This window comes from Lentzea guizhouensis (genome assembly GCF_001701025.1).
GTDB classification, from domain to species: Bacteria; Actinomycetota; Actinomycetes; order Mycobacteriales; family Pseudonocardiaceae; genus Lentzea; species Lentzea guizhouensis.
In genome coordinates this window covers 2,613,865-2,633,083 of record NZ_CP016793.1, presented here as the reverse complement: position 1 = coordinate 2,633,083, position 19,219 = coordinate 2,613,865, and the positions used below count along the sequence as shown (strand labels likewise).

Here is a 19,219-nt window from a genome sequence, read left to right as displayed (position 1 = left end):
CCCGTTTCACCCCCGGAGAGGCTCCCGGTCAAGAGGCTCTGAGAAGCCTGTCGAGGACAACAACCGGCGAGGTCGGGCTCATCACCCGCCGCAACTCCAATGCTTGCTCCCAGACCTCTGTGAGGTCCGCCATGAGCTGATGCCTCATCGACTGCGTCACGTGCGAGTAGCGACCCTGCACAGAGCCGTCCAAGTGCCCCATCCGCTCATCCTGGAGTGGTTTCGGCACGTTCAGCTCCACCAGGAGCGTCTTGTGCGTGTGCCGCAGTCCGTGCGGCGTTAGACCGGGCGCGACGGGCAGCCACGACGCGTCAGCACGTGCCGTGGCATTCCTGCCACGTGCCGGCACTCCAGGCCACGGGTTGCCGATGATGGGCACCGGTCGAGCCGCGTGCGGCGCCTTCGCCGGATACCAACCTGTTGCGGCCGGTTTGAACAGCCACGTCGCGAACCCGTTCCGGCGCCAGTGCGCGGCAAGCTGCGTCGGTGCGCCGCCACGGACATAACCGAGATCCGAAATCGCGCTCTCGACAGCGAGCCGGGTCCTCATCGGCACCGTCGCTGGCCGGTTGAGCACGTTGGACACGGTTCCGACAGACACCGCGGCAAGCCGTGCGACATCAACGAGTTTCGCGCCCGTACTTCGCGCAGAGGTGTTGCTCGGCCGATGGCCGGTGAACACGTAGTCAAGGCCATGACATGTGCATGGTCCAGCGCTTCGTTTGGCCAGATGCTCAACGAGCAGCCATGAATGCCACTCCGGAGTGTCGATCGTCCGGTATGAGTCATCCTTCGGCGGACACCTGTGAAACTCTCCTGTGTCCAGCTCGTAAAGCTGCCATTCGACGCGAATACCGCTTTTCTTCACGTACTGAGCCTCCAAACCAACCAGCTCGCCCCAGCGCATTCCGGTGTAGCCCTTGGTCACGATGGCCACGAACTCGTCATCGCGGCCAGACAACAGGGCTGCGCGTTCGGCGATCAGCAGCACCCCGAGCATGGTCGTGATCGCCTTCTCGGGTCCTCGCTTGCTGGACCTACCCGCACGCTTACCTCTGCCTCGGCGCCTTGCCGCCGGGTTCGAGTCGATCGGAATGGTCGGGTCGTCGACCGCGTCGGCGAAGACCAGGTGCAGAGTTCCCCGCCAGGTTTTGATGCTGGACTCGGCGTAGCCTGCGGCGCGCTCGCTCTTCTCCCACTCGTTCACGTCCAAGGGCCGGATTTCTCCAATTATCTTGTCCCCGAATGTGGGCAGAATGTGTTCCTCGATGTGCCTGCGGTAGTTCTGCATCGTAGACGCTGCCAGGTCCTGCGCCGCGTACCATTTATCCACGTACTCACCGAACAGCACACCAGCCTGTTTGACGGCACTGACACGCCCGCTGCGAATGTCTGCCTCTGCATCGTTGGCGGCCTTCTCCGCATCACGCTTCTTGGCGTATCGGATGGTCTCACCGAACTCGTTCTTTACCGTGCCGTACTTGCCAGGCGCGATCTTGTATCGAGCACGATAGTAGTCACCGCGATTCTCTGCGAATCCCATTCGCTCTCCAGGAAATGAATGTGCACGCCGTCGCTATTTAATGCGACGGCGTGCACAGAAGTTGTCATGCGGCAGTCGAACGGCCCGCTGTTGCGCGTGCGCGGCGCGGTGGACGCGCACGAAGCCTCACCACGGGCTGTTCACCGGAAGAAGGGACGCTGCGCGGCGATTCACCTTGATGAGTGACTGGGGTTTCGACCGAAACCGGCCGCTTCTCGCAGATCAACACGATTTCGTTGATGTGGGCGTCGGTGAATAGGTAGCGCCCACCGATCCAGCTATACGGGATTCGACGGCGGCGTGCCTGCTCCTTCACCCACCATTCCGAGCATCCGAGGCGCTTGGCGACATCTACGGGCTTGTGCAGCTTGGGACTGTCAGCGTTGGACATGGCAGACCGTTCTGTGTGGTGGTGCGGTGTGGCCGTCCGGGCGGTGCGTGGTTGGCGGTTCGAGCCGTCCGGGCGGTGTGGGTGGCCCGTTGCGTGTACGGGCTGGTGTGGGATGCGGGTTTCAAACCCGCAAACCCGCAACTTGGGTACGGCAGGGCTGTGAACTGCGGTGATGGTGTGCGGGTTTGGGTGCGGGTCAAACCCGCGGGAAACCCGGAGCAAACCCGCAGACCCGCGCTAAACCCGCAGCGGGGGTGCACGGCAGCTGCTGGCCGCGGCTACATCAGTGCCGTCTGGTCGTCGGCGGCGCTGGTGTGGTCGTGGTCGGGTTGTGCCTGTTCGGGGCTGGTTTCGACCCAGAACACGAGGGAGTTGGCGTGCTTGTCGAGGGTGCTGCGCAGGACGTGGCGGCCGTGCCAGCGGCCGACGTGGCCGGTGAGCAGTTTGCCGATGCTCTTCGGGGACAGGATGCGGTCCCGGTCGTCGGTGAGGAAGGTGCCTTCCCAGCGGTCGACCAGCTGGTCGCCGATGAGCTGGGGTTCGGCGCTGTGGCACAGGACCTTGCTGCGCAGGCGCTGGTCTCCGTGCAGCTCGTGCCACTGGGCGAGGAACGCGGTCCATTCGGTGTTCTCGTCGTCGGCCTCGCGCATCTCCTCCAGGTTGTCGAGGAACCCGTCGATGCTGTGGTGGGCGAGGAACCCGCCGGCCGCGTCTGCCCAGCTAGTGAACTGGCGCATGGTGTGACCACTGCGGGGTGCTCCGGCGTTGATCCAGTCCATGACCAGGATGAGCAGGTGCCGCAGCACGGTGACGCGGTTGGCGGGTTTCTTGAGCCAGTCGTCCAGGTGCGGGATGCCGAACCCGGTCTGGTCGCGCTGGTCGGGGTGCGGGTCGTTGGGGTCGAGCCGCACGAGGGCGGTGCGGGTGGCCATGTCGCCGCCCAGCCGGATGTTGTTGCCGGTGGCCAGCCACAGCCGGTCGTTGGCCGCCTCGAACCCGGCACCGTTGGAGCCGAGCATCCGGGCATCCCACTGCGGACCGGTGAGCAGCTTGGCCAGCACCGCGGAGTTGACTTCGGTTCCTTCGGCGAGGTTGTCCCACAGCATCACCGGGGCGGTGCTGTGCAGGGCGCTGGTGATGGACTTCTCCAGCTCGGAGTCGTCGCCCTTGCGCCACACGAGGTGTTTGCGGCCGTAGAGGTAGCCGGGGATCTCGGCCAGCAGCGTCTTGCCGCTGGACTGCGTAGTGGCGGAGATCAGACCGAACGGGGTCAGGCACCCCAGGTAGGGGCGCAGGATCGGCGCGACCAGCAGGCCGATGTGGTTGGCCTTGTCGGCCGGGGCGACGAACGGGAAGTCCCGCAGCAGCGTGCCGAGCACGAACTCGCGCGCGTCGGTGACTTCCTGTGTGGATGGTTGCGCGGGGATGTGCGGCATGGCGGTGTTGGGGGCGTAGTACAGGCCGGTTGGGGTGTCGTATCCGGCGGTCTGCAGCAGGGTGCCGTCAGGGCGCAGCACCGGTGAGGTGACCACGCCGGTGAGCGGGCGGACGTCGGGCCAGTAGCGGGTGGACAGCACCGCGGACAGGGCGGCTTTGGTGGGGCTGGCCTCGACCTGCTCCCATTGGTCGGTCTGCTTGTTGAACTTGTCGCGGTAGACGTAGGCGTGGTGGGCCAGCAGCCACGCCAGCGACGACGCGGTGAGCGGGTCGGCCTGCACCGGCAGCGCCCCGGAGGCGGCCTGGTGGGCGTGCTCCGCGGCGCCGGCGGCTTTGCCGGACACGCGCGAGAGGTGCACCAGCTGCCCGCCGCAGACGTAAACGTCGGGCAGCGCGCCCTGTCCCAGCGCGGCCGTGAGGACGCGGATCGTTTCGGCCTCGCCGCCGATCTGGATCGCCGGGCGGTCGGCGGGCACGCTGTGGTCGCCGTTGCTGGTGTCGGGGGTGGGGTCGGCGGTGATGCTCATGTGCGGGTCCTCCCTTCCGTGCCTGGTGTGGGTGGTGCGGTGGTGCGGGTGGGACTCACGCGGCGCTCCGGATGTCCGGGACGGGAAGCGGCCGGTTGAACCCGGACGTGAGGGCGTAGCGGATCTCCCCGGCTGGGAGCCCGGCGTGGCCGGCGGCGGCGGCCAGCGCGGTTTCCACCTCGGTGCGGTCGATCCATCCAGCGGCGACCATGCCCGCCAGGCGGGTGGTCGAGCGGAACAGCTTGCGGTTGCGTCCGCTGTTGGGCTCCATCACCGCGAGCTCGGTGCAGGCGGACCGCAGGGCGCCGACGGCGTAGCGCCTCGGGCCGCTCCGCCCGCCAGTCGCTACGGGCGCCGGTGCGGACGTGGCCTTGGCGGGTGTGGCGGTGCGGTCGTGGCCGGTGCGGGCCAGGGCGTCGGCCAGCCAGTCCGGGCGCCACAACGGCGTGGTGGTGGTCGAGCTGCGCCGGTACAGACCGGCCTTGCTCGTGGAACCGGGCAGCACGACATAGCCGCCGTAGGCCTTGATGTCGATCTGCCATCCAAGGCCGGTGCGCACAGTGTCGTCGCCGTCGCGGACCTTGCCGTGACTGCCCTTCCACCGGCCCGGCTCTGCCTCGTGGACGAGGTGCAGACCGCCGGAGGGCGTGTCGGTGGTGAACGTGTCGCCGACCGTGCCACCGGATAGCGCGGCGAGGGTGGCGTAGGTGTCCAGCCCGTCCACCGGCGGGGGCTCGTCGGCGGGCCAGGGCAGGCCGTTGAGCGGGTGGCGCGGCGGCGGACCGGGGCGGGTGTCGAGGTCGACCGCGAGCAGCCCGGACGCCCCGAGGTGCACGGCCCAGACGCTGGTGTGCCAGCGCTGCGCCCAGCGGCTGATCACGCTCGCGTCGGTGGTGGCGGCCCACACGCCGTGGCACAGCGCCCCGTCGCCACGTGCCAGGCACGGGCAGGTCTGCGGAGTGTGGTCGGTGTTCTCGGCGCGGCAGTCGGCGCAGCCGCGCAGCGGGGTTTTGGTGCCGTAGTTGAGAGGCAGGACGTGCCAGCCGCGGTGCACCGCCAGCCACAACGCGGCGTCAGCGGCGGTCTGCACAGTCCGGTTCGTGGTCATGGTCGCGAGTCCCTTCCTGGGAGCTGTGGTGGTTGCGGTGCAATGAGAAGCCGGGCACGGCTAGTGCAGCCGTTCCCGCTTCGAGGCGGACGAGGGTGGGTTAGCTCGGCCGCCGTCTGCGTCGCCTCGCCGACGGCGTGGCCCTCGACGAGAACGCCTCGGCGACCTGCGTCTCGACGTTCTCCTGGGCCCGCGGGCCGTGCGGGTCCTCGACTCCGGCGTTCACCGGGGCAGGAAGTCGGTCAGCTTTGGGTTCACCGTGGCGTCGCGCAGCGGCGTGCCGTTGTGGTAGCGGTGGTCTTGGCCGCGTTCGCGCTCGCGGACTGCGCCGGGGAACACGTCCAACTCGACCGGCGCAGCGCCGCGCCGAGTACAAGTCCGAGCAGCGCAGCACCAGCAGCGGTGACGGCTCAGCAGGTGGCCGACGCGTTCAGCGCGGCCGGCCTGTCGGTGTCGGGGGTGCGTGACAATCGAAGAACTGCGGCTCGCCGGGGTGTGAGCAGCAGATCACGACGGATGCGATCACCGTGCTGTCGTTCAAGGACGAGGCAGCTGCGGTGAAGTACGCGGATGCTGGCAAGGACAACGCACACCGGAACGGGCTCGTCGTTCTGTCCTACACCGCGGCCCGGACGCCGGAGGCTGAGCGGCCCAAATACCAGGCGGAGCTGGCAAAGCTGCTCGCTGACGATCACCCGAACATGTAGCGCGCCGGTAGGAACGGCCGCCTGCGGTCCTTTGTTGGTGGTACATGGGATCGACTAGCTACGACGCGGCTCGCGAAGCCGTGGTCAAGGAGATCGTCAAGCTGGCGCCGACTTCGTCTCCAGATCAGCTGAAGGATCTGGCCGAGGCTTCCGCCTGGGTGACGAACCCGGAACAGCCTCACTAGGCGGTCGCACACGATGAAGGGCCCCGTCCACGGACGGGGCCCTTCGTCGTGTGAGCCACCTAATTGAATGTCACCTCATTCAGCGGAGTTCTGGGGGATCTCAGCGAAGCCGCAGGTCAGCGCACTGAGGTTCGTGGGGGACCCATGCTTCTATGTCACCCCTCGATCTCGACCCGAATGATCGTCCGCAGGCTTCTACCTGCGGAAACGTGACTGGGAGCGTGTATCTGCGCAGGTCAGGGACTTCAAGCAGCTGCGAGAAACTGTCACACCCCCACCCTATGATTCCGAGTGTGGATCGGCGTCCGGTCGATTCGCACCGAGGTCGGTCAGCTCGTGACTCGCATGTCTGTCCCTGCAGGGCAGACATGCCGTCTGCCCTTTTGTTGCGACAGAAGGGTGCCAGCTTGATCGCGCCACGGAAGCGACGCTCAAAGCGTCGCAATGAGAAGCGGCGACGAGTGCGCCGCGAGAAGGGTCCGAGACGCAGGCCGGTGGCTCGGTCATGGTGGAGTAAGAGCTCCACCATGACTGCCCACCTGGCCCGCGCCGTCGGGTTGGTGAGGATCGGTATCGAGTTGCTTACCTGGCTCTCCGGTACCTGATCCCGATCCTGAGGGTGGGCAGCGCGTCAAGCACGCTGCCCACCCCTTTGGACCGGGCCCAACACTACACCGGTTATCTACATATGAGGACCGATACGCAAGCCTGCCCACAGAGAAACCGCAGGTCACAGGCTTAGGCCACTGCATCATCGCATTAATTACACTCATCGGGTGTTGGGCTGACGTCATCTACCGTTCTCGACGTCGCCGAGCGCGTACAGCGGCGCGTACCACTTCGGGTTGAGCACCACCTTGCCGCGATCACCCCGGCCGTGAGCGGCCTGGAGCACGCGCCACACGAAACCGCCGGCACGCGCCGAGGCCGGTATCGGCTCGTCCGGCTCCCAGCCCGCAGCGTCAGCGCCGTTCGACCACACCCAGCCCAGCCGGACACCTTCGTCCAGCAGCGGCGCCCGGCGCACGGTTCCCGACGGCGTGCTCGAGCGCGGGCACGGCGGCGTCGACCTCGGCGCGGGTGCCTTCCAGGCGAATCCTCATCGCTTACCTTCCCGAGGGCCGTCCACGCGGATCACGGCGGCCGACATGTTGTCGAGCGGCTCGTCATCGCGCGCTGCGTCGAGGGCCGCTGCCACCAACTCGCACGCCAGCTGATCCGCGTCGTCGGGGAACCGGGTCGCCACGGCGGCGATCTGGTCGTCGGTGAGGACCTTGTGGATGCCGTCGCTGGTGAGGATCACGAGGTCCGCCACGACATCCACGACCGGGATGCTGGCCACGGTGGCGTTGCCGATGCTGGTGCGAACCCAGTCGTCGTGCAGGGCGGCGTGGTGCTCGGTGACGCCGACCTGGCGCAGCAGCTCGCCCACGGTGTGGTCGGTGGTGTGGCTGGTGAGCGTGCCGGCGGTCCAGGAGTAGACGCGGCAGTCACCGACATGCGCGGTGACGATCGCCCGGTCCGAGGGGTAGACGACCGCGACCGCACCGACCGCGTTGGGTTTGGGCGTCTCCGGTCCCGGTCCGGAGACGAGGTCGTGCGCGGCCAACAGACCGGCGACCGGGCCACGGCGGGCGGCCACGCGGGCAGCGACTTCGGCGAAAAGGCCGGCCGCGTGCTCGACCTCGGGCGTGCTGCCGATGCCGTCGATGAGCGCGACGGCAGTGGTGGACGCAGTCGAGTGCACGGCGGTGGCGTCGCAGTTGTGGGACCGGCCGCCGATGTCGGTGGCGGTGCCGACCGAGACGGTCATCGTCTCGTAGTCCTGGCGCATCACAGGTTCTCCTGACTGGTTGGTTGGTGTGTCTGTCGTGGACAGCAGTCGGTGCTGTCACGTTCGTGTGCCGCGCGGGCTAGAGGACCTTCGCGAGGCGGATGGCGAGCCACTGTGCGACGTTGGAGCTGACGGCGTTGCCCGCCTGCATGGTCTGTTCGCCGGAGTTGCCGGTGACGACGTAGCTGGCCGGGAACCGCTGTGCCGCCAGGTGTTCGCTGGGCTTGAGCATCCGGAACCGGCAGTCCTCGACCGCGTACCCGGCGTGCATCAGCCCGTGCTGCTCCCGCGTGGCGACGGTCGAGATCGGCTGGGTGTCCGCGCGGTGCGGCTTGGCGCCGCGCCGGTACGGGATGACCAGGCTATGGTTGCCGCCGGTCGCGGTGATCGCCCCGAGGGGCTGCGTCACCGGCCGGGACTTGGAGGTGTCGTGGCCGCCGTAGTGGCGGGTGATAAATGCTTTATCGGGCACGACCAGGCCGTGGTGGTTGCCGCCCGCGGTGATGGTCGCGAGCGGGTGCGCGACCGGCCGTGCGGTCGACCCGCCGCCGCGCAGCTCCGCCACGAACGGCGGCGCCAAGGCCAGCCCGTCGCCGATCTTCGTGGTGCGTGAGGGCAGCGGCCGGGAGTCGGCCGGGTAGGCGCGTCCGTCGCCGTCGTGGTTGACCGACACCATCACCGGCGGGCACACCAGGGCTTCGGTGTCGCGCGTGGTGCGGGTCCGCATCGGCACACCGACCTCGGTCGGCGTCTCGTTCCACGTGCCGCCGGCGGGCGTGAGGAATGGCGGCACCGCGACGCCGTCACCGGGGGTGCCGGTGCGGGCCATGGCCGGGGACCGCATCGCGGGCCATGCCCGCACGTAGCCCGAACCCGGCCGCTCCCACGTGTTGCCACCGGCGGCGGCGACGATGGGCTGGGCGAACATGTCCAGCCCTGCCTGGATGCGCTTGACGGTCTTGGCGGCCAGCGGCTTGGCGCGCTCCCCGATGACCTGGCCCAGGTCGGTCCAGTCGATCGCGGCGGCGGCGGGCAGGACGTAGGGCTCCACGATCGCGTGGCCGCAGCTGGTGGACGGGCAGCGGTAGACGTACTGCTGCCCGTACTTGCCGATCGTGCGCCGCTCCGGGCGCTTCCACGACTGGAACGCCTCGATCACCTGGTCGCACTTGGCGCAGTAGGCGAGCGGGCGCGGGCTGACGTCGGGGAGCGTGATGTCCTTGCGGGTGAACACGATGTAGAGCCGGTCGCGCCACTGTGGGGCGTGTGGGTTGCCGGGGCCGCCGATGTGGGCGCTGCTGGCGGAGACGAACTGCACGTTGTAGCCGGGGCGCAGCTGGCACATGCCCTGCACCCACCAGTCGAACAACTCCCAGTCGGTGGCCACGTTGACGACGTTCTCGACTAGGACCGCCTTGTAGCGGTGGACCTCGGCGGCCCGGATGACGTCGTGAAAGGTCGCCCGTGTACGGGTCAGCGCGTCGGAGCTGACCGGGCCGTGCTCGTTGAGGTCGGCCAGCAGGTCGAGCTGCCCGCGGCTCTGCTTACGTCCCCCGGCGGGGCTGAGCTCGGTGCAGATCGGTGATGCCCACAGCACGTCGGTGCGGGGCAGGCGGCGCATGTCGTAGTTCGACACGTCCGCGCACAGGTGGTCGGCGTCGCGGAAGTTCGCGGCGTGCGTCTCGATCGCGCGGTCCCAGTGGTTCGCGGCGAGCTTGAGTTCGAACCCGGCGGCGGTCAGGCCGATCGAGGAACCGCCCGCGCCGCAGAAGATGTCGGTGAACGTGATGCCCATGGCCGTCTGCCTTTCGCGCTCGCTCGAAGCAGGGCACGACGTCGCGCCCTGCGGAGGTGTGAAGGGCAGGCCCCACTAACCCGCGCGGGGTAGTGGGGCCTGCCTGTGAGGTGTGCGGCCGAAGGGCCTGAAGAGAGTGCGGGTGTGGTGCGGGTTTGCGGGTGTCAAACCCGCACCCCCGTCTAAACCCGCACTCAAACCCGCACACTGTTTGCCCAGCTCAGGAGCTGTGTCGGTATGCGTTTGCGGGTTTGCGGGTTTGTTTTCTCTATCTGAGAAGGGTTGTTGTAGGGGTTACCGGCGGTGGTCAGAGGACTTGGGCGATGCGGTGTGCGAGCCATTGAGCGGCCCGCCCACTTCCAGCCGGTTGGATGGCGAGACCACGAGTTCGAGCTGCACGCCGTCGTCGGTGCTCGCGGGGAAGTGGAACTCCGTGGACACGAGCACAACCGGGGTGGCGTCGAGGTCGTCCTTGTCGGCGGGCTCCATCTGCCAGGTGTAGTAGTCCTGGTCGTCGTCGACGCACGGCGGCATGCCTTCCCGCTTGCAGCGGCACAGGTGCGCGCCGTCGTCGTCGAGCTGGTGCTCGACACAGCCGCAGTGGTTGTAGAGCTGTCGCCAGTGGACGGGCTGTGCCTCGTCGGCCAGGACGATCTCGTCGGGGATGGCGGCGTAGTGCTCGCGGATGACGTGGTCAACGGCGCGTATGGCGAGGTCGGGATCTGCGGTGAAGACCGAGAACTCCTCGTCAGCTTCCACACCGAGTTGCGCGACCTTGACGATCCCGTACGAGTACGGGACGTCGACTTGGGCCAGGGAGACCAAACCGAGCGGGCGGTCAGGTGTGGTGACAGCGGGGGTGGTCTGGGTGTCGGTCACGGTGATCCTTCCGGGGTCGGTCGCTTCTGCCGTTGGCAGCTCCGGCACGGCGTGAGTCCGGACTGTCCGAAGTAGACCGGCCAGTCCTGCGGCTGGACCTCGATGCCGCAGTAGGTCCGGACACTGGCGTCCCAGCGGCACCGGTAGCCGATGTGCAGCCGCGGACGCGGGCGCCACGGCCACCTCATCGCTTGGCCGTGTTCGCCGCCTCGCAGGCCGGGCACTTGGGGTTGCTCGACAGCCACGCGAACCAGAACGTGTGCGGCTTGGGGATCTTGATCCCGCACAGCGTGATCGCGGAGCCGTCCCACCAGGACCGGGACTTCTCGATGTGCATGACGTCGTCGATCATCAGAACCTCAAATCCGTCACTGTGGGTGACTGTTGGTGGGGGTGGTGGAGTGCCGCGTGCGCCTCCGTGCCGAGTGCGCTGCGGCCGGATCTGCGGGTGGGTCGGGGAAGAGTCGGCCGGGGATGGGCGGCCCGTTTTCTGGCGGGTTTCGCCTGGTCAGCGGTCGTCGGTGTGGATCTTCCCCGGTGGGTGTTGGCCCTGGTGAGGGCGGGGAAGCGAGCATGGGGATGGGTGTGGGGAAATTTCCCCGTGCCGTGGTGTCTTCCCCGTGCCCTTCCCTGTCGTGCCGTGGGTGTGGTCAGGCACCGTCACGGCTGCCGGCGTTGGTGTCGGCGCGTTCTGAGTCGCCGTCATGGCTGTCACGCTGGGTGAGGGCGCTGGTGATGTCGGTGGCGCGGATGACGCTGTCGCCGTGGCTCTTGCGGATGGGCACGCCGACCTCGTCAAGCAGTGCGGCGAAGGTCTGCGCGGTCATGGCGGTGTAGGTGTCGGGGTCGTGCTCGATCAGGCGCGCGAGCACCACGGCGGTGCGGGCGCGCGGTTCGTCGCGCAGGGCGCGTTCGATGTTGCGCAGGTGGTCGACCTGCACGGGCTGCTCGGTCACCGGTGCGGTGACCTGGCGGCCGTGGCGCTTGAGGATGTCCATCGCGCGGGCGATGACCGCGTAGGCGTCCTTGGTCGACACGTAGTGGCTGCGCACGATGACGAACGCCTGACCTGCGGGAATGTCCTCCACCTCGCCGGTCATGACGATGGTTCCGGCATCCGCGCCGGGCCGCAGGTCCTGCGGGCGGGCGCCCCGGTCCACCGCGTCGGCCAGGATCATCTTCGCGGTGGCCTCGTTGGGGACGTTGAGCGAGCCGCGCACGTGCGCGCCCTCACGTACCCGCACCGGAAGCGTGCGGTCGTCGGGACGCTGGGTGGCCTGCATGAGGTGGATGTTGACCGCGCGGGCCTGGTCGTGCAGCCGCTTGGCGGCCTTGACCGCGCGGGCACCGTCCTTGGTACCGCCCACCGGGTGCTCCGCGCCGTAAAGAACCTGGCACTCGTCAACGATCAGGTAGACCGGGTGGAACCCAGAACCCTTGCGCCGCGAGATCTCCCGCGTGATCGGCCCGACGATGTTCTGGTCGGCTTTGGCCTGGTAGCGGCGTTCCATCTCCGCCACGCCCCATTCGAGCATGGCCGCGGTGGCCTCCGCGTCCTCCTCGGTGGAGCCCTCGATGAACGTGGTGGCGCGCGGGGTGAACATCTTCCAGTCACCGTCGCCCTTGAGATCGGCGATCTTCAGTTCGATCGTCGGATCGAGCGCCAAGCACAGGGCGATCAGCCGCATGACGGTCGATTTGCCCTGCTTGGAGGTGGCGCCGATGAGCCAGTGCTTCTGCAGCGCACCGACCTCGATCTGTTCCTGGCGCATGGTGACACCGAACGGGATGCGCTCACGGAACACGTCGAACTCGCCGGTCTCCAGCAGCGGCCAGGCCGGAGCGGGCTTGTCCATCGTGCCCTTGTCGGCCACCCACAGGTCCAGCACGCGGGCGTCGGCGGCCGGATCGCGCTGCGGCCACACCTCGTGCTTGTGCCGCCCGAGGTTGCCCGCCAGCAGCTCCACCTTCTTCGACGGCAAAAGCTCCGCCGCCACCACCCCGAACGGCAGCCTGACCTGCAAATACGTGCCGCCGCCCTGCTCACGCGGCTGAATCAGGTACTCCAGCTGGCCGCCGTCCTTGAGGAACTTGGTCAATGCCGGGAGCTTGACGTGCATCAGCGCCTGGGTGACCAGGTCCGGCGTGATCTCGGAGTTCATCTCCGCGCGCTCGGTCTCCGACACCAGCCAGCGCGGCACGATCCCCGCGCGCCGTCCTTCCCGCCAGGCGGCGAACAGCCACGCAGGGGCAGCGCCCCACAGCACCGTGTGCAGGGCGATCGTCGCGAACACCCCGGCGATGCCGACAACGTCACCGACGAAGCTCCACCAGTCGCCCCACGTCCAGCCACCGGGGGTGAGCTGGAAGGCCAGCCCCGCCATCAGCATGACGCCGGCGGCGACGATGGTCACCACGGCGGCGGCACGCAGCCCGGCGTAGATGGTGGCCGGAAGCTCGCGCATGCGCTGCGCGCGACCGGTCTTGAGCATGTTCAGCCGCTCGGTCCACTCCGCCAGGGCGACGCTGTCGCCCTGCATGCGAGCCAGGCGGATCTGTTCGCGGACGTGGCCGAAGGTCACCGCGTCGGCGGCACGGCGCATCCACGACCCGTGGCCCTGCGCCACCGTCCAGCCCGCGCGGGCGGTGCGCCGCACGGCCTTGCCGCCCTGCGTGACCACCACGACCCGCGCACGACCGATGCGGGTCTGCGGGATCGTGCGCAGCTCGCCGCGCTGTACCCGCGCCTCCAGCTCGGCAGCCGCAGGACCGGTCACGATCTCACTGTCGTGCGCGTGCTGCTGCTGCTGCTGCGCGTCGCCGTCCACTGCGGGCTGGTCGGCGGCGGTGGTGGTGCGGTGCGCGGACAGGTCGTAGACCCGCGCACCGTGCTCGTCGTGCTGCTCGGGCTGTGTGTTGTCGAGGGTGTTCATGCGGTCACCTCCTGACGGCCGTCGTCGGGGCCGTTGTCGTGGTCAGTCGCGGCCTGCCACACGGCGGCTGCGTAGGTGGCGCGGATGCGCAGGAACTTGCGCACCGCGTCCTTGCTCGGCGAGGCCGGGAGCCTGCCGGAGTCGATCGCCGCGCGGACCCGCGCGACGTAGCCGCCGAACTTGTCCGCGATCTCCGCCGGGACCTCCACAGCGGAGGTCGTGGCGGGCGTTTGCCCTCTTCCCGAGGGGTGCTCGGTCTTCCCGCCGGGCAGTGCGTCCGGGGCAGGCAGGGCGGTGAGGTAGGCGGTGATCTCGTCGGCCAGGCCGTCGCCCAGCTCGGCTCCCAGCACGTCCACGGGAAGGCCGGGAACGGTCGCCGGGGCCAGTCGCGGCCAGCCGAATCCGCCACGCAGGATGAACGTGCCAGGCCGGTAGACCAGGGTCGCGGTGCCATCGGCGGCGACCTGCGCGGCGGCCTGGCGGACGGCGGCGCGGCGCACCCGCTGCAACCGGCTGCGCGTCGCGCTCGACCTTCGCCGCGGCCCGCTCGGCACGGGTGCGGCGAGCGCGCATGGGGTTGGCGTGCACCAGCTGGTGCACCACCACGCCGCCGATCGACACCAGCGCCATGACGATGCCGTGGCCGATGCCGCCGCCGGGCTGCTCGACCCCGTGCACGAAGTTGAGCGCCGCGGCGACCCCGGCGAACACCCATGTGCCCAGCTGCAACCAGCCGGTGGACCGGCCCGCGCGGGCCGCGAACGCGACGGCGAACGCGAACACCCACATGGCGCCCTCGGAGAACAGCGGCAGCAGCACCCCCGCCGGACCGAAGATCTTTTCGCCGTAGACGGCCATCGCCGTCCACGCCAGCACCGCCGGGACGACGATCACCGGAGCGAACATCAGGTCCAGCACGTGATCCCGCGTCCAGCTGGTCACCGTGGCCAGTGCGGCGGCACGGCGGTCCCGCGCGGCCTGCGCGGCCTGCGCGCGGATGCGGGCGTCGTGGTCACGGTCGGCGCGCAGCTCGGCCAGCACCCGGCGGTCCTCACGCGCCTGCTCGGCAGCGGCCACGCGGTCGGCGCGGCGGTTCTCAGCCCAGGTGCTCATGCCATTGCCTCCCAACGGGTCTGGTGCGCGCGACGGCGCGGGTTGAACGAGTGGGTCGAGCGCGGCGAGTGCGCGCGGGCGGAACGGCCGGCCGCGCGCGGCAGGTACAGCAGTGCGGCGGCGGCCAGCAGCGCGGGCAGCGCGAACGCGACGGCCTGCACGGCGGGGTTGTCGGCAAACCCGGTCACGAACGCCCACTGCACGACGGCGATACCGCCGGTGAGCACCAGCAGCTTCCACAGCAGCACTGCCAGCGCCAGCGCGACGCCAGAACCCAGCAGCAGCACCAGTTCCGGGCCACCCATCACGCACCCGCCGATCCGGCGCCCGCGCGCAGGGCCAGGGCGTCGTGGGAGTTCTCGCGGGCGAGCTCGCACGCGTCGGCGTGCTGCGGGTGGGCGGGGTTGCCGGTGATCGGCGTCAGCAGCCTCACCGACAACGCGAACCAGTCGGCGACAACGCTGTTGGGGGCGTCCTCGGATGGCGCGCTGGCCTGCCAGGTGGCCAGCAGCTCGCAGATGGTCGGTTCGGCGGTGGTCGAGGTCGAGGTGAACGAGGTGGAGGGCATGGCACGTGGGTCCTGTCTCGTGACGAGGGGTGAGGTGGGGCACCGCCAGGCGGGCGGGGCGTAAGAGAGCCAGGGCGGTTCGAGCCGCCCGCCTGACGGCAGAACGAGGGGGCCGACCGGGTCGGGCTTAGCCGCGCCAGCCCCAGGAGCGGGCGGCGGCCTCGCCCTGGATCTCGGGGTTGGCCAGCCAGTCCGGCACCGTGCCGTCGCCCTCGCAGGTCGAGCACACGGCGCCGTTCGCGGTGGCACAGTCAGGGCACTGCATGAGCGGGTCTCCTCGCTGGTCAGCAGCAGCCGTCGAGGTGGTCGAGGGCCGCGGTGAACAGCGGCAGGTGCGCGGGGTAGAGCTGCCCGCCGGCGTCGGCGACGGCACTGGTCAGCGCGTCCAGATCGCTGAACGGGAACCAGGCGGCTTCCACGGCGTCGTCGCCGCCGACCGCGAGCACGGTGTGCGGCAGCCGGTAGAGCGCGGCGGTGGAGACGATCCAGGCGTGATCGGAGTTGCGCGGGTCGTCGACGTAAGCGCAGGCGACGATCGTGGGCGTCTGGCCGGCCAGGTCGACGCCGGTCTCCTCGCGCAGCTCGCGCACCAGCGCGGCCGGGGCGGTCTCGCCAGGGTTGACCATGCCGCCGGGGATGGCCCACTGCCTGGTGTCGCCGCGCAGGATCAGCAGCACCCACCGCTCCCCGTCGCGGTCGAGGTCACCGGCGACCACGATCGGGTCGGCAGCGCGGTTCTCGCCCCAGCGGCCCAGGTTGCGGCCGGTCTTGCCGGTGCGGCCGGTCGGGTTGAGCGGCCACCGGTAGGCGTCGAACGTGAACGGCACCAGCGCCGACGCCGCGCGGCCGGGCCAGTCCCGCACATCCTCAGGCGTCACCGCGGGCTCGGCCCAGCCCTCCGCGACGCTCTCCGGCAGCCCCTTGCGCGTCAGCTGGGGCGGGGTGATGTCCACCGGCGTGTAGTAGGGCCAGCGCGTCGACCACGGCCGCAGGTCGGCGGGAACGTGGCAACCGCGAGGCGTGAACTTGTTCTTGGGCATGGCAAACAGGCCCTTTCGGGTCGAGGTGAAGGGGGTGTTCGCGCGTTGCCCGCGTGCACAGGTGTGCGGGACACTGTGCGGGCCTGCGCTCGGTTGTTACCGGGTGAGGTGGTGCAACCTGGTCCGGCGGTGCGTTCTTGGCGGTTCGAGCCGCCGGACCAGGGCGTCTAGCGGGTCGTGTTCTCCGGCCAGGTGGCCGGCCACTGGTTGTAGGCGCACCAGCCGATCGAGCACTGGCCGTTGGTGGCGATGTGGCCGTTGGTGCAGTTGTCGGCCGCCTGGTTGGTGTTATTGTTGTTCTGCGTGTTGACGTCGTTGGTCCTGCCCATTGCCGATCAGTCCTTTCTGGAAACGTCGTGGGGTAGGTCAGCGCCAGTCGCGGCAGCCGCAGCTCGTGTCCACCACGAACCAGTTGCCGCCGGTCGTCTCGGTCCACTGCTCGTAACTGCCGGTGCCGCCGCACGTCGTGCAGTCCGGGTTCGGCAGGTACTGCTTGTCAGCCATGTCACTGGTCCTTTCGTTGCTGTGTACGGGTTTTCGCGCGGTCAGGCACTCGGCGCCGCAGCGGCGGGCGGGCACCGGTACTCGTAGGTACCGGCGTGTACGCGGACGGGCTGGCCGTATCCGGGATCGACCAGCACTGTCGGCAGGTCACAGCCAGCCGCGCAGTCCTGGACCGTGTTTACGAGGATGTTCACGATCGCCGCGCTCACGACACCGCCGCCAACCTGGGCGGCACCACGCGGCGGGTGGCCGGGTCGATGAGGACCGACATGGCCTCGTCGATCGTCCAGTCGAACTCACGGAACAGCTCGTAGACCGCGCGACCGTGCACGTGCGTCCACACGGTGAAGGTGATGCCGTCGATGACCTGCGAGGCTTCCAGGCTGACGTAGGTGTCGCCTTCCCTCGCGTGCACCAGCAATCCCAGCCGCCGCGCCCACTCGAACACACCGGCGCCGGTCTTGTCGGAACGCACCAGCAGCTTCACCGTCCGGCCGTGCAGTTCCACCATGGTGAAGGAGATCTCCGGAGCGTCCCGGTGAGCGCGCAACAGCTCAACCGTCTTGCTGTGCATCTCGATGTAGTCGTCCATCGCATGTCCTTCCGGGACTGTCAGCGTGCGGTGGGGGCCGGGCCAGAACTGTTGGCACGGCTGGTCCTGACCAGCGCCCGCAGCAGCCAGCGGCGCACGGGCGGCATCTTCTGCCCGGTCCAGGGCAGCGGCAGGCCGTCCTTGCGGCGGCGCGGCGCGTAGTGGGCGTGGCAGTGCAGGACGGTCTGCGTCCCCCACCTGCCACGGCTGGTGATGAGGTTGAAGTCCTCGCCGCTGCGCGCGGCGTAGCGGGCGGCCAGCCGCATGGTGTGGGCGAAGACGTCCGGGTCGTCGGCGGCGTCGGTGATGTGCAGCCGCGGCACGATCAGCATGTGCCCCGCAGTCACCGGGTGACGCGGCGCGAAGATCACCGCGTGCTCGTCACCCTCGATGTACTCGCCGGTCACCACGCGCCGGCAGAACACACAGCCAGGGTCGAACAGCAGCTTGGCCATCAGCCCACACCGCCACCGGCGGGCGGGTTCTCCAGCAACTCCAGCCGCATGTGGCGCACGTCGGTCGGGAGGCCGAACCGCGCGAGCTCGGACGCGAGCCGCTCGACCAGCGCGACCGACCGGTGACGGCCATGCGAACAACCGATCGCGATCACGCATGACTTGTCCTGAAAGGACATCGTGTCGGCGAAGACGGTCCCGAGGTGCACGACTGCTTCCGCGGTGGGATGCGCCATGACGGCCTGCTGCACCTCATGGTCGCGGCCGTCGACCCCCGCCAGGTCGCCGGCGAACACCGGCGGCTCGTGCATGGTGCGCCGCACGTCGAAGAGCAGGTCTGCCTCAGGCGGCTGATTGTGCAGGTAGCTGAAGGAGATCAGGCGGTACAACACCGTGTTCTTCATGACCGCCTACCTCTGGTCGCCGGTCATGACGCCGTAGTTGTCGCCGTGCACGCGGTTGGTCGTCATCGCAGGTACTCCCGTTCAGGTAGAGGGATCGAGGTCAGGCGGTGGCGGTGACCAGGGCGGCCACGAACAGCCACAGCCAGTGGAAGGACTGGTCCAGCGCGTAAGCGCCGGTACCCAACGTGGGGTTGTCGTCGCGGCCGGCACGCGGCATGCCGAGCACGTAGAACGCCGTCTTGCCCAGCAGCGCGGCCAGCCGGGCGAGGGTGAAGCGGCGGTCCGCCCAGTAGTGCGTCACCGCCGACACCAGCTGCCCCGCGGCGAACCCCACCGGGCTGACGTCCAGGTCCAGGACCAGCCACAACAGGGCCACCACCACGGCGGTGACGGCGGTGTAGGTGGCCACGTGCGCCAGGCACGCGATCCGGCCGGCGGTTCCGGCCTGTCCTTTGGTCAGGGCCTGGTGGTGGGTCTGCATCCAGTGGTCGGCGACGTTGTGCGCGACCAGCAGGCCGGGCAGCACCGCCGCGAACGTCACGGCCGTCGTGCTCACGCCGCCACACCCAGCACGGACGCACCGGACATGTTCGAGGCGACCCAGAACGCATCGGCCCGCCGCTGCGCACGCTGCCACCGCTCGTAGGCCAGCCGCACGCGCTGCTCCGCGTCGAAGTGCCTGCCCATCAGCTCACCCAGCACCTCGCGGTAGTCGGCCCGGGTCGGACGCTCCCGCACCAGCTGCGACACCGACGCCACCAGCGCCGCAGCGCGGACCATCGACTTACGCGCCACCAGGTAACCCGCGCAGGCCTGCTCTTCAGCCAGACGCAACGCGGTCAACGGCGACGCAACGAACGTGTTCTTGGACATGACAAAACCTCCAAAAGAAGAAAGTGGATGAGAAGTGAAGGCCTGGCGGCGAAACAAAGGCATCGCTCCGCCGCCAGGGCCTCCGCATGGCCTTCTATCTGCACAAACAGGCTCAATGAAGGCCTTCTTGTGCACCTGGAAAAGGGTGCACGAAATACACGCTATGTAGTTCTCTCACGCAGTGATTGCGCAGGCAGGACGAATTACCCCTCGACTCCCAGCTCTGGGCTACCTCAGGAACGTCGTGCGCAATGGCCCCCTTGGGAGCGACCACCTGACGACACGTGAGTGCCGCTCACACGAAGTGAGATTAAGTTGTGCGTCACCGACC

The 19,219-nt window shown here is 68.9% G+C and carries 25 protein-coding genes; 2 read left to right on the top strand and 23 right to left on the bottom strand.

Features of this window, described 5'->3' with window-relative positions; genetic code table 11:
* Positions 1-28 precede the first annotated feature (28 nt).
* From BBK82_RS56250 to BBK82_RS55785, 5 genes are all read right to left on the bottom strand, one after another.
* Positions 29-1,543 (bottom strand): LacI family DNA-binding transcriptional regulator, encoded by a 1,515-nt coding sequence (locus BBK82_RS56250; RefSeq protein WP_065915284.1) that lies wholly within the window; start codon positions 1,541-1,543, stop codon positions 29-31.
* Positions 1,544-1,607: 64 nt separating this feature from the next.
* Positions 1,608-1,934, bottom strand: a complete 327-nt coding sequence (locus tag BBK82_RS47480; protein ID WP_071812594.1) for a MerR family transcriptional regulator — start codon at positions 1,932-1,934, stop codon at positions 1,608-1,610.
* Between the two features lie 278 nt (positions 1,935-2,212).
* Complete coding sequence (locus BBK82_RS13170) at positions 2,213-3,898, bottom strand: hypothetical protein (RefSeq protein WP_065915283.1); 1,686 nt, start codon at positions 3,896-3,898, stop codon at positions 2,213-2,215.
* Between the two features lie 55 nt (positions 3,899-3,953).
* Positions 3,954-5,006: a bifunctional DNA primase/polymerase gene (locus tag BBK82_RS13165; protein ID WP_065915282.1), complete on the bottom strand. Its 1,053-nt coding sequence runs from the start codon at positions 5,004-5,006 to the stop codon at positions 3,954-3,956.
* A 100-nt stretch (positions 5,007-5,106) separates the two neighbouring features.
* Positions 5,107-5,232, bottom strand: coding sequence for a hypothetical protein (locus BBK82_RS55785; RefSeq protein WP_257785453.1), 126 nt, complete (start codon positions 5,230-5,232; stop codon positions 5,107-5,109).
* 301 nt (positions 5,233-5,533) lie between these two features.
* Between BBK82_RS55785 and BBK82_RS13160 the strand changes: the two genes are divergently transcribed.
* Complete coding sequence (locus tag BBK82_RS13160; RefSeq protein ID WP_065915281.1) at positions 5,534-5,713, top strand: hypothetical protein; 180 nt, start codon at positions 5,534-5,536, stop codon at positions 5,711-5,713.
* A gap of 975 nt (positions 5,714-6,688) precedes the next feature.
* Here the strand turns inward: BBK82_RS13160 and BBK82_RS13155 are convergent.
* The 7 genes from BBK82_RS13155 to BBK82_RS13130 all read right to left on the bottom strand — a co-directional run bounded on the left by BBK82_RS13155 (position 6,689) and on the right by BBK82_RS13130 (position 13,839).
* Complete coding sequence (locus tag BBK82_RS13155) at positions 6,689-6,925, bottom strand: hypothetical protein (protein ID WP_065915280.1); 237 nt, start codon at positions 6,923-6,925, stop codon at positions 6,689-6,691.
* Between the two features lie 72 nt (positions 6,926-6,997).
* Positions 6,998-7,732, bottom strand: coding sequence for a PP2C family protein-serine/threonine phosphatase (locus BBK82_RS13150; protein WP_065921024.1), 735 nt, complete (start codon positions 7,730-7,732; stop codon positions 6,998-7,000).
* Between the two features lie 79 nt (positions 7,733-7,811).
* Positions 7,812-9,527 (bottom strand): DNA cytosine methyltransferase, encoded by a 1,716-nt coding sequence (locus tag BBK82_RS13145; RefSeq protein ID WP_065915279.1) that lies wholly within the window; start codon positions 9,525-9,527, stop codon positions 7,812-7,814.
* 294 nt (positions 9,528-9,821) lie between these two features.
* A complete protein-coding gene (locus BBK82_RS13140; RefSeq protein WP_154697282.1) occupies positions 9,822-10,406 on the bottom strand; it encodes a hypothetical protein in 585 nt (194 codons plus the stop codon).
* Positions 10,407-10,590: 184 nt separating this feature from the next.
* Positions 10,591-10,758 (bottom strand): hypothetical protein, encoded by a 168-nt coding sequence (locus BBK82_RS51560; protein ID WP_170067909.1) that lies wholly within the window; start codon positions 10,756-10,758, stop codon positions 10,591-10,593.
* 298 nt (positions 10,759-11,056) lie between these two features.
* Positions 11,057-13,339 carry a P-loop NTPase family protein gene (locus BBK82_RS13135; protein WP_065915277.1) on the bottom strand — a complete coding sequence of 761 codons (2,283 nt, stop codon included), beginning with the start codon at positions 13,337-13,339 and terminating at the stop codon, positions 11,057-11,059.
* Positions 13,336-13,839: a hypothetical protein gene (locus BBK82_RS13130; RefSeq protein ID WP_065915276.1), complete on the bottom strand. Its 504-nt coding sequence runs from the start codon at positions 13,837-13,839 to the stop codon at positions 13,336-13,338. The genes BBK82_RS13135 and BBK82_RS13130 overlap by 4 nt, the downstream gene beginning before the upstream one ends.
* 71 nt (positions 13,840-13,910) lie before the next feature.
* Between BBK82_RS13130 and BBK82_RS13125 the strand changes: the two genes are divergently transcribed.
* Complete coding sequence (locus BBK82_RS13125) at positions 13,911-14,189, top strand: hypothetical protein (RefSeq protein WP_065915275.1); 279 nt, start codon at positions 13,911-13,913, stop codon at positions 14,187-14,189.
* Positions 14,190-14,448: 259 nt separating this feature from the next.
* On the opposite strand, the gene BBK82_RS13120 is transcribed toward BBK82_RS13125, so the two are convergent.
* The 11 genes from BBK82_RS13120 to BBK82_RS13085 all read right to left on the bottom strand — a co-directional run bounded on the left by BBK82_RS13120 (position 14,449) and on the right by BBK82_RS13085 (position 18,888).
* Positions 14,449-14,757 (bottom strand): hypothetical protein, encoded by a 309-nt coding sequence (locus BBK82_RS13120; protein ID WP_065915274.1) that lies wholly within the window; start codon positions 14,755-14,757, stop codon positions 14,449-14,451.
* Positions 14,757-15,020, bottom strand: a complete 264-nt coding sequence (locus BBK82_RS13115) for a hypothetical protein (protein WP_065915273.1) — start codon at positions 15,018-15,020, stop codon at positions 14,757-14,759. Before BBK82_RS13115 ends, BBK82_RS13120 begins: the two co-directional genes overlap by 1 nt.
* A gap of 127 nt (positions 15,021-15,147) precedes the next feature.
* Entirely contained in the window at positions 15,148-15,285 is a 138-nt protein-coding gene (locus BBK82_RS50170) for a hypothetical protein (protein WP_154697281.1), read from the bottom strand.
* A 19-nt stretch (positions 15,286-15,304) separates the two neighbouring features.
* On the bottom strand, positions 15,305-16,060 hold the full coding sequence (locus BBK82_RS13110; protein WP_065915272.1) for an NUDIX domain-containing protein: 756 nt from the start codon (positions 16,058-16,060) through the stop codon (positions 15,305-15,307).
* Between the two features lie 167 nt (positions 16,061-16,227).
* Positions 16,228-16,389, bottom strand: coding sequence for a hypothetical protein (locus BBK82_RS50165; protein ID WP_154697280.1), 162 nt, complete (start codon positions 16,387-16,389; stop codon positions 16,228-16,230).
* 37 nt (positions 16,390-16,426) lie between these two features.
* Complete coding sequence (locus BBK82_RS50160; protein ID WP_154697279.1) at positions 16,427-16,564, bottom strand: hypothetical protein; 138 nt, start codon at positions 16,562-16,564, stop codon at positions 16,427-16,429.
* A gap of 205 nt (positions 16,565-16,769) precedes the next feature.
* Positions 16,770-17,156, bottom strand: a complete 387-nt coding sequence (locus BBK82_RS13105) for a hypothetical protein (RefSeq protein ID WP_065915271.1) — start codon at positions 17,154-17,156, stop codon at positions 16,770-16,772.
* Positions 17,157-17,176: 20 nt separating this feature from the next.
* A complete protein-coding gene (locus tag BBK82_RS13100) occupies positions 17,177-17,611 on the bottom strand; it encodes an HIT family protein (RefSeq protein WP_065915270.1) in 435 nt (144 codons plus the stop codon).
* Positions 17,611-18,015, bottom strand: a complete 405-nt coding sequence (locus BBK82_RS13095; protein ID WP_065915269.1) for a RapZ C-terminal domain-containing protein — start codon at positions 18,013-18,015, stop codon at positions 17,611-17,613. Before BBK82_RS13095 ends, BBK82_RS13100 begins: the two co-directional genes overlap by 1 nt.
* A gap of 100 nt (positions 18,016-18,115) precedes the next feature.
* A complete protein-coding gene (locus tag BBK82_RS13090) occupies positions 18,116-18,571 on the bottom strand; it encodes a DUF3307 domain-containing protein (RefSeq protein ID WP_065915268.1) in 456 nt (151 codons plus the stop codon).
* Positions 18,568-18,888 (bottom strand): hypothetical protein, encoded by a 321-nt coding sequence (locus tag BBK82_RS13085; RefSeq protein WP_065915267.1) that lies wholly within the window; start codon positions 18,886-18,888, stop codon positions 18,568-18,570. Before BBK82_RS13085 ends, BBK82_RS13090 begins: the two co-directional genes overlap by 4 nt.
* Positions 18,889-19,219 lie beyond the last annotated feature (331 nt).

What these genes read in the sequence shown, in the direction of transcription:
- BBK82_RS50160 (WP_154697279.1), bottom strand. Translation starts at nt 16,564, where the DNA reads ATGGCTGACAAGCAGTACCTGCCGAACCCGGACTGCACGACGTGCGGC.
- BBK82_RS13120 (WP_065915274.1), bottom strand. Translation starts at nt 14,757, where the DNA reads ATGGGTGGCCCGGAACTGGTGCTGCTGCTGGGTTCTGGCGTCGCGCTG.
- BBK82_RS13150 (WP_065921024.1), bottom strand. Translation starts at nt 7,732, where the DNA reads ATGCGCCAGGACTACGAGACGATGACCGTCTCGGTCGGCACCGCCACC.
- BBK82_RS13115 (WP_065915273.1), bottom strand. Translation starts at nt 15,020, where the DNA reads ATGCCCTCCACCTCGTTCACCTCGACCTCGACCACCGCCGAACCGACC.
- BBK82_RS13125 (WP_065915275.1), top strand. Translation starts at nt 13,911, where the DNA reads ATGGGGTTGGCGTGCACCAGCTGGTGCACCACCACGCCGCCGATCGAC.
- BBK82_RS13135 (WP_065915277.1), bottom strand. Translation starts at nt 13,339, where the DNA reads ATGAACACCCTCGACAACACACAGCCCGAGCAGCACGACGAGCACGGT.
- BBK82_RS13095 (WP_065915269.1), bottom strand. Translation starts at nt 18,015, where the DNA reads ATGAAGAACACGGTGTTGTACCGCCTGATCTCCTTCAGCTACCTGCAC.
- BBK82_RS47480 (WP_071812594.1), bottom strand. Translation starts at nt 1,934, where the DNA reads ATGTCCAACGCTGACAGTCCCAAGCTGCACAAGCCCGTAGATGTCGCC.
- BBK82_RS13145 (WP_065915279.1), bottom strand. Translation starts at nt 9,527, where the DNA reads ATGGGCATCACGTTCACCGACATCTTCTGCGGCGCGGGCGGTTCCTCG.
- BBK82_RS13100 (WP_065915270.1), bottom strand. Translation starts at nt 17,611, where the DNA reads ATGGCCAAGCTGCTGTTCGACCCTGGCTGTGTGTTCTGCCGGCGCGTG.
- BBK82_RS13110 (WP_065915272.1), bottom strand. Translation starts at nt 16,060, where the DNA reads ATGCCCAAGAACAAGTTCACGCCTCGCGGTTGCCACGTTCCCGCCGAC.
- BBK82_RS13165 (WP_065915282.1), bottom strand. Translation starts at nt 5,006, where the DNA reads ATGACCACGAACCGGACTGTGCAGACCGCCGCTGACGCCGCGTTGTGG.
- BBK82_RS13085 (WP_065915267.1), bottom strand. Translation starts at nt 18,888, where the DNA reads ATGTCCAAGAACACGTTCGTTGCGTCGCCGTTGACCGCGTTGCGTCTG.
- BBK82_RS56250 (WP_065915284.1), bottom strand. Translation starts at nt 1,543, where the DNA reads ATGGGATTCGCAGAGAATCGCGGTGACTACTATCGTGCTCGATACAAG.
- BBK82_RS13105 (WP_065915271.1), bottom strand. Translation starts at nt 17,156, where the DNA reads ATGGACGACTACATCGAGATGCACAGCAAGACGGTTGAGCTGTTGCGC.
- BBK82_RS51560 (WP_170067909.1), bottom strand. Translation starts at nt 10,758, where the DNA reads ATGATCGACGACGTCATGCACATCGAGAAGTCCCGGTCCTGGTGGGAC.
- BBK82_RS50165 (WP_154697280.1), bottom strand. Translation starts at nt 16,389, where the DNA reads ATGGGCAGGACCAACGACGTCAACACGCAGAACAACAATAACACCAAC.
- BBK82_RS13170 (WP_065915283.1), bottom strand. Translation starts at nt 3,898, where the DNA reads ATGAGCATCACCGCCGACCCCACCCCCGACACCAGCAACGGCGACCAC.
- BBK82_RS50170 (WP_154697281.1), bottom strand. Translation starts at nt 15,285, where the DNA reads ATGCAGTGCCCTGACTGTGCCACCGCGAACGGCGCCGTGTGCTCGACC.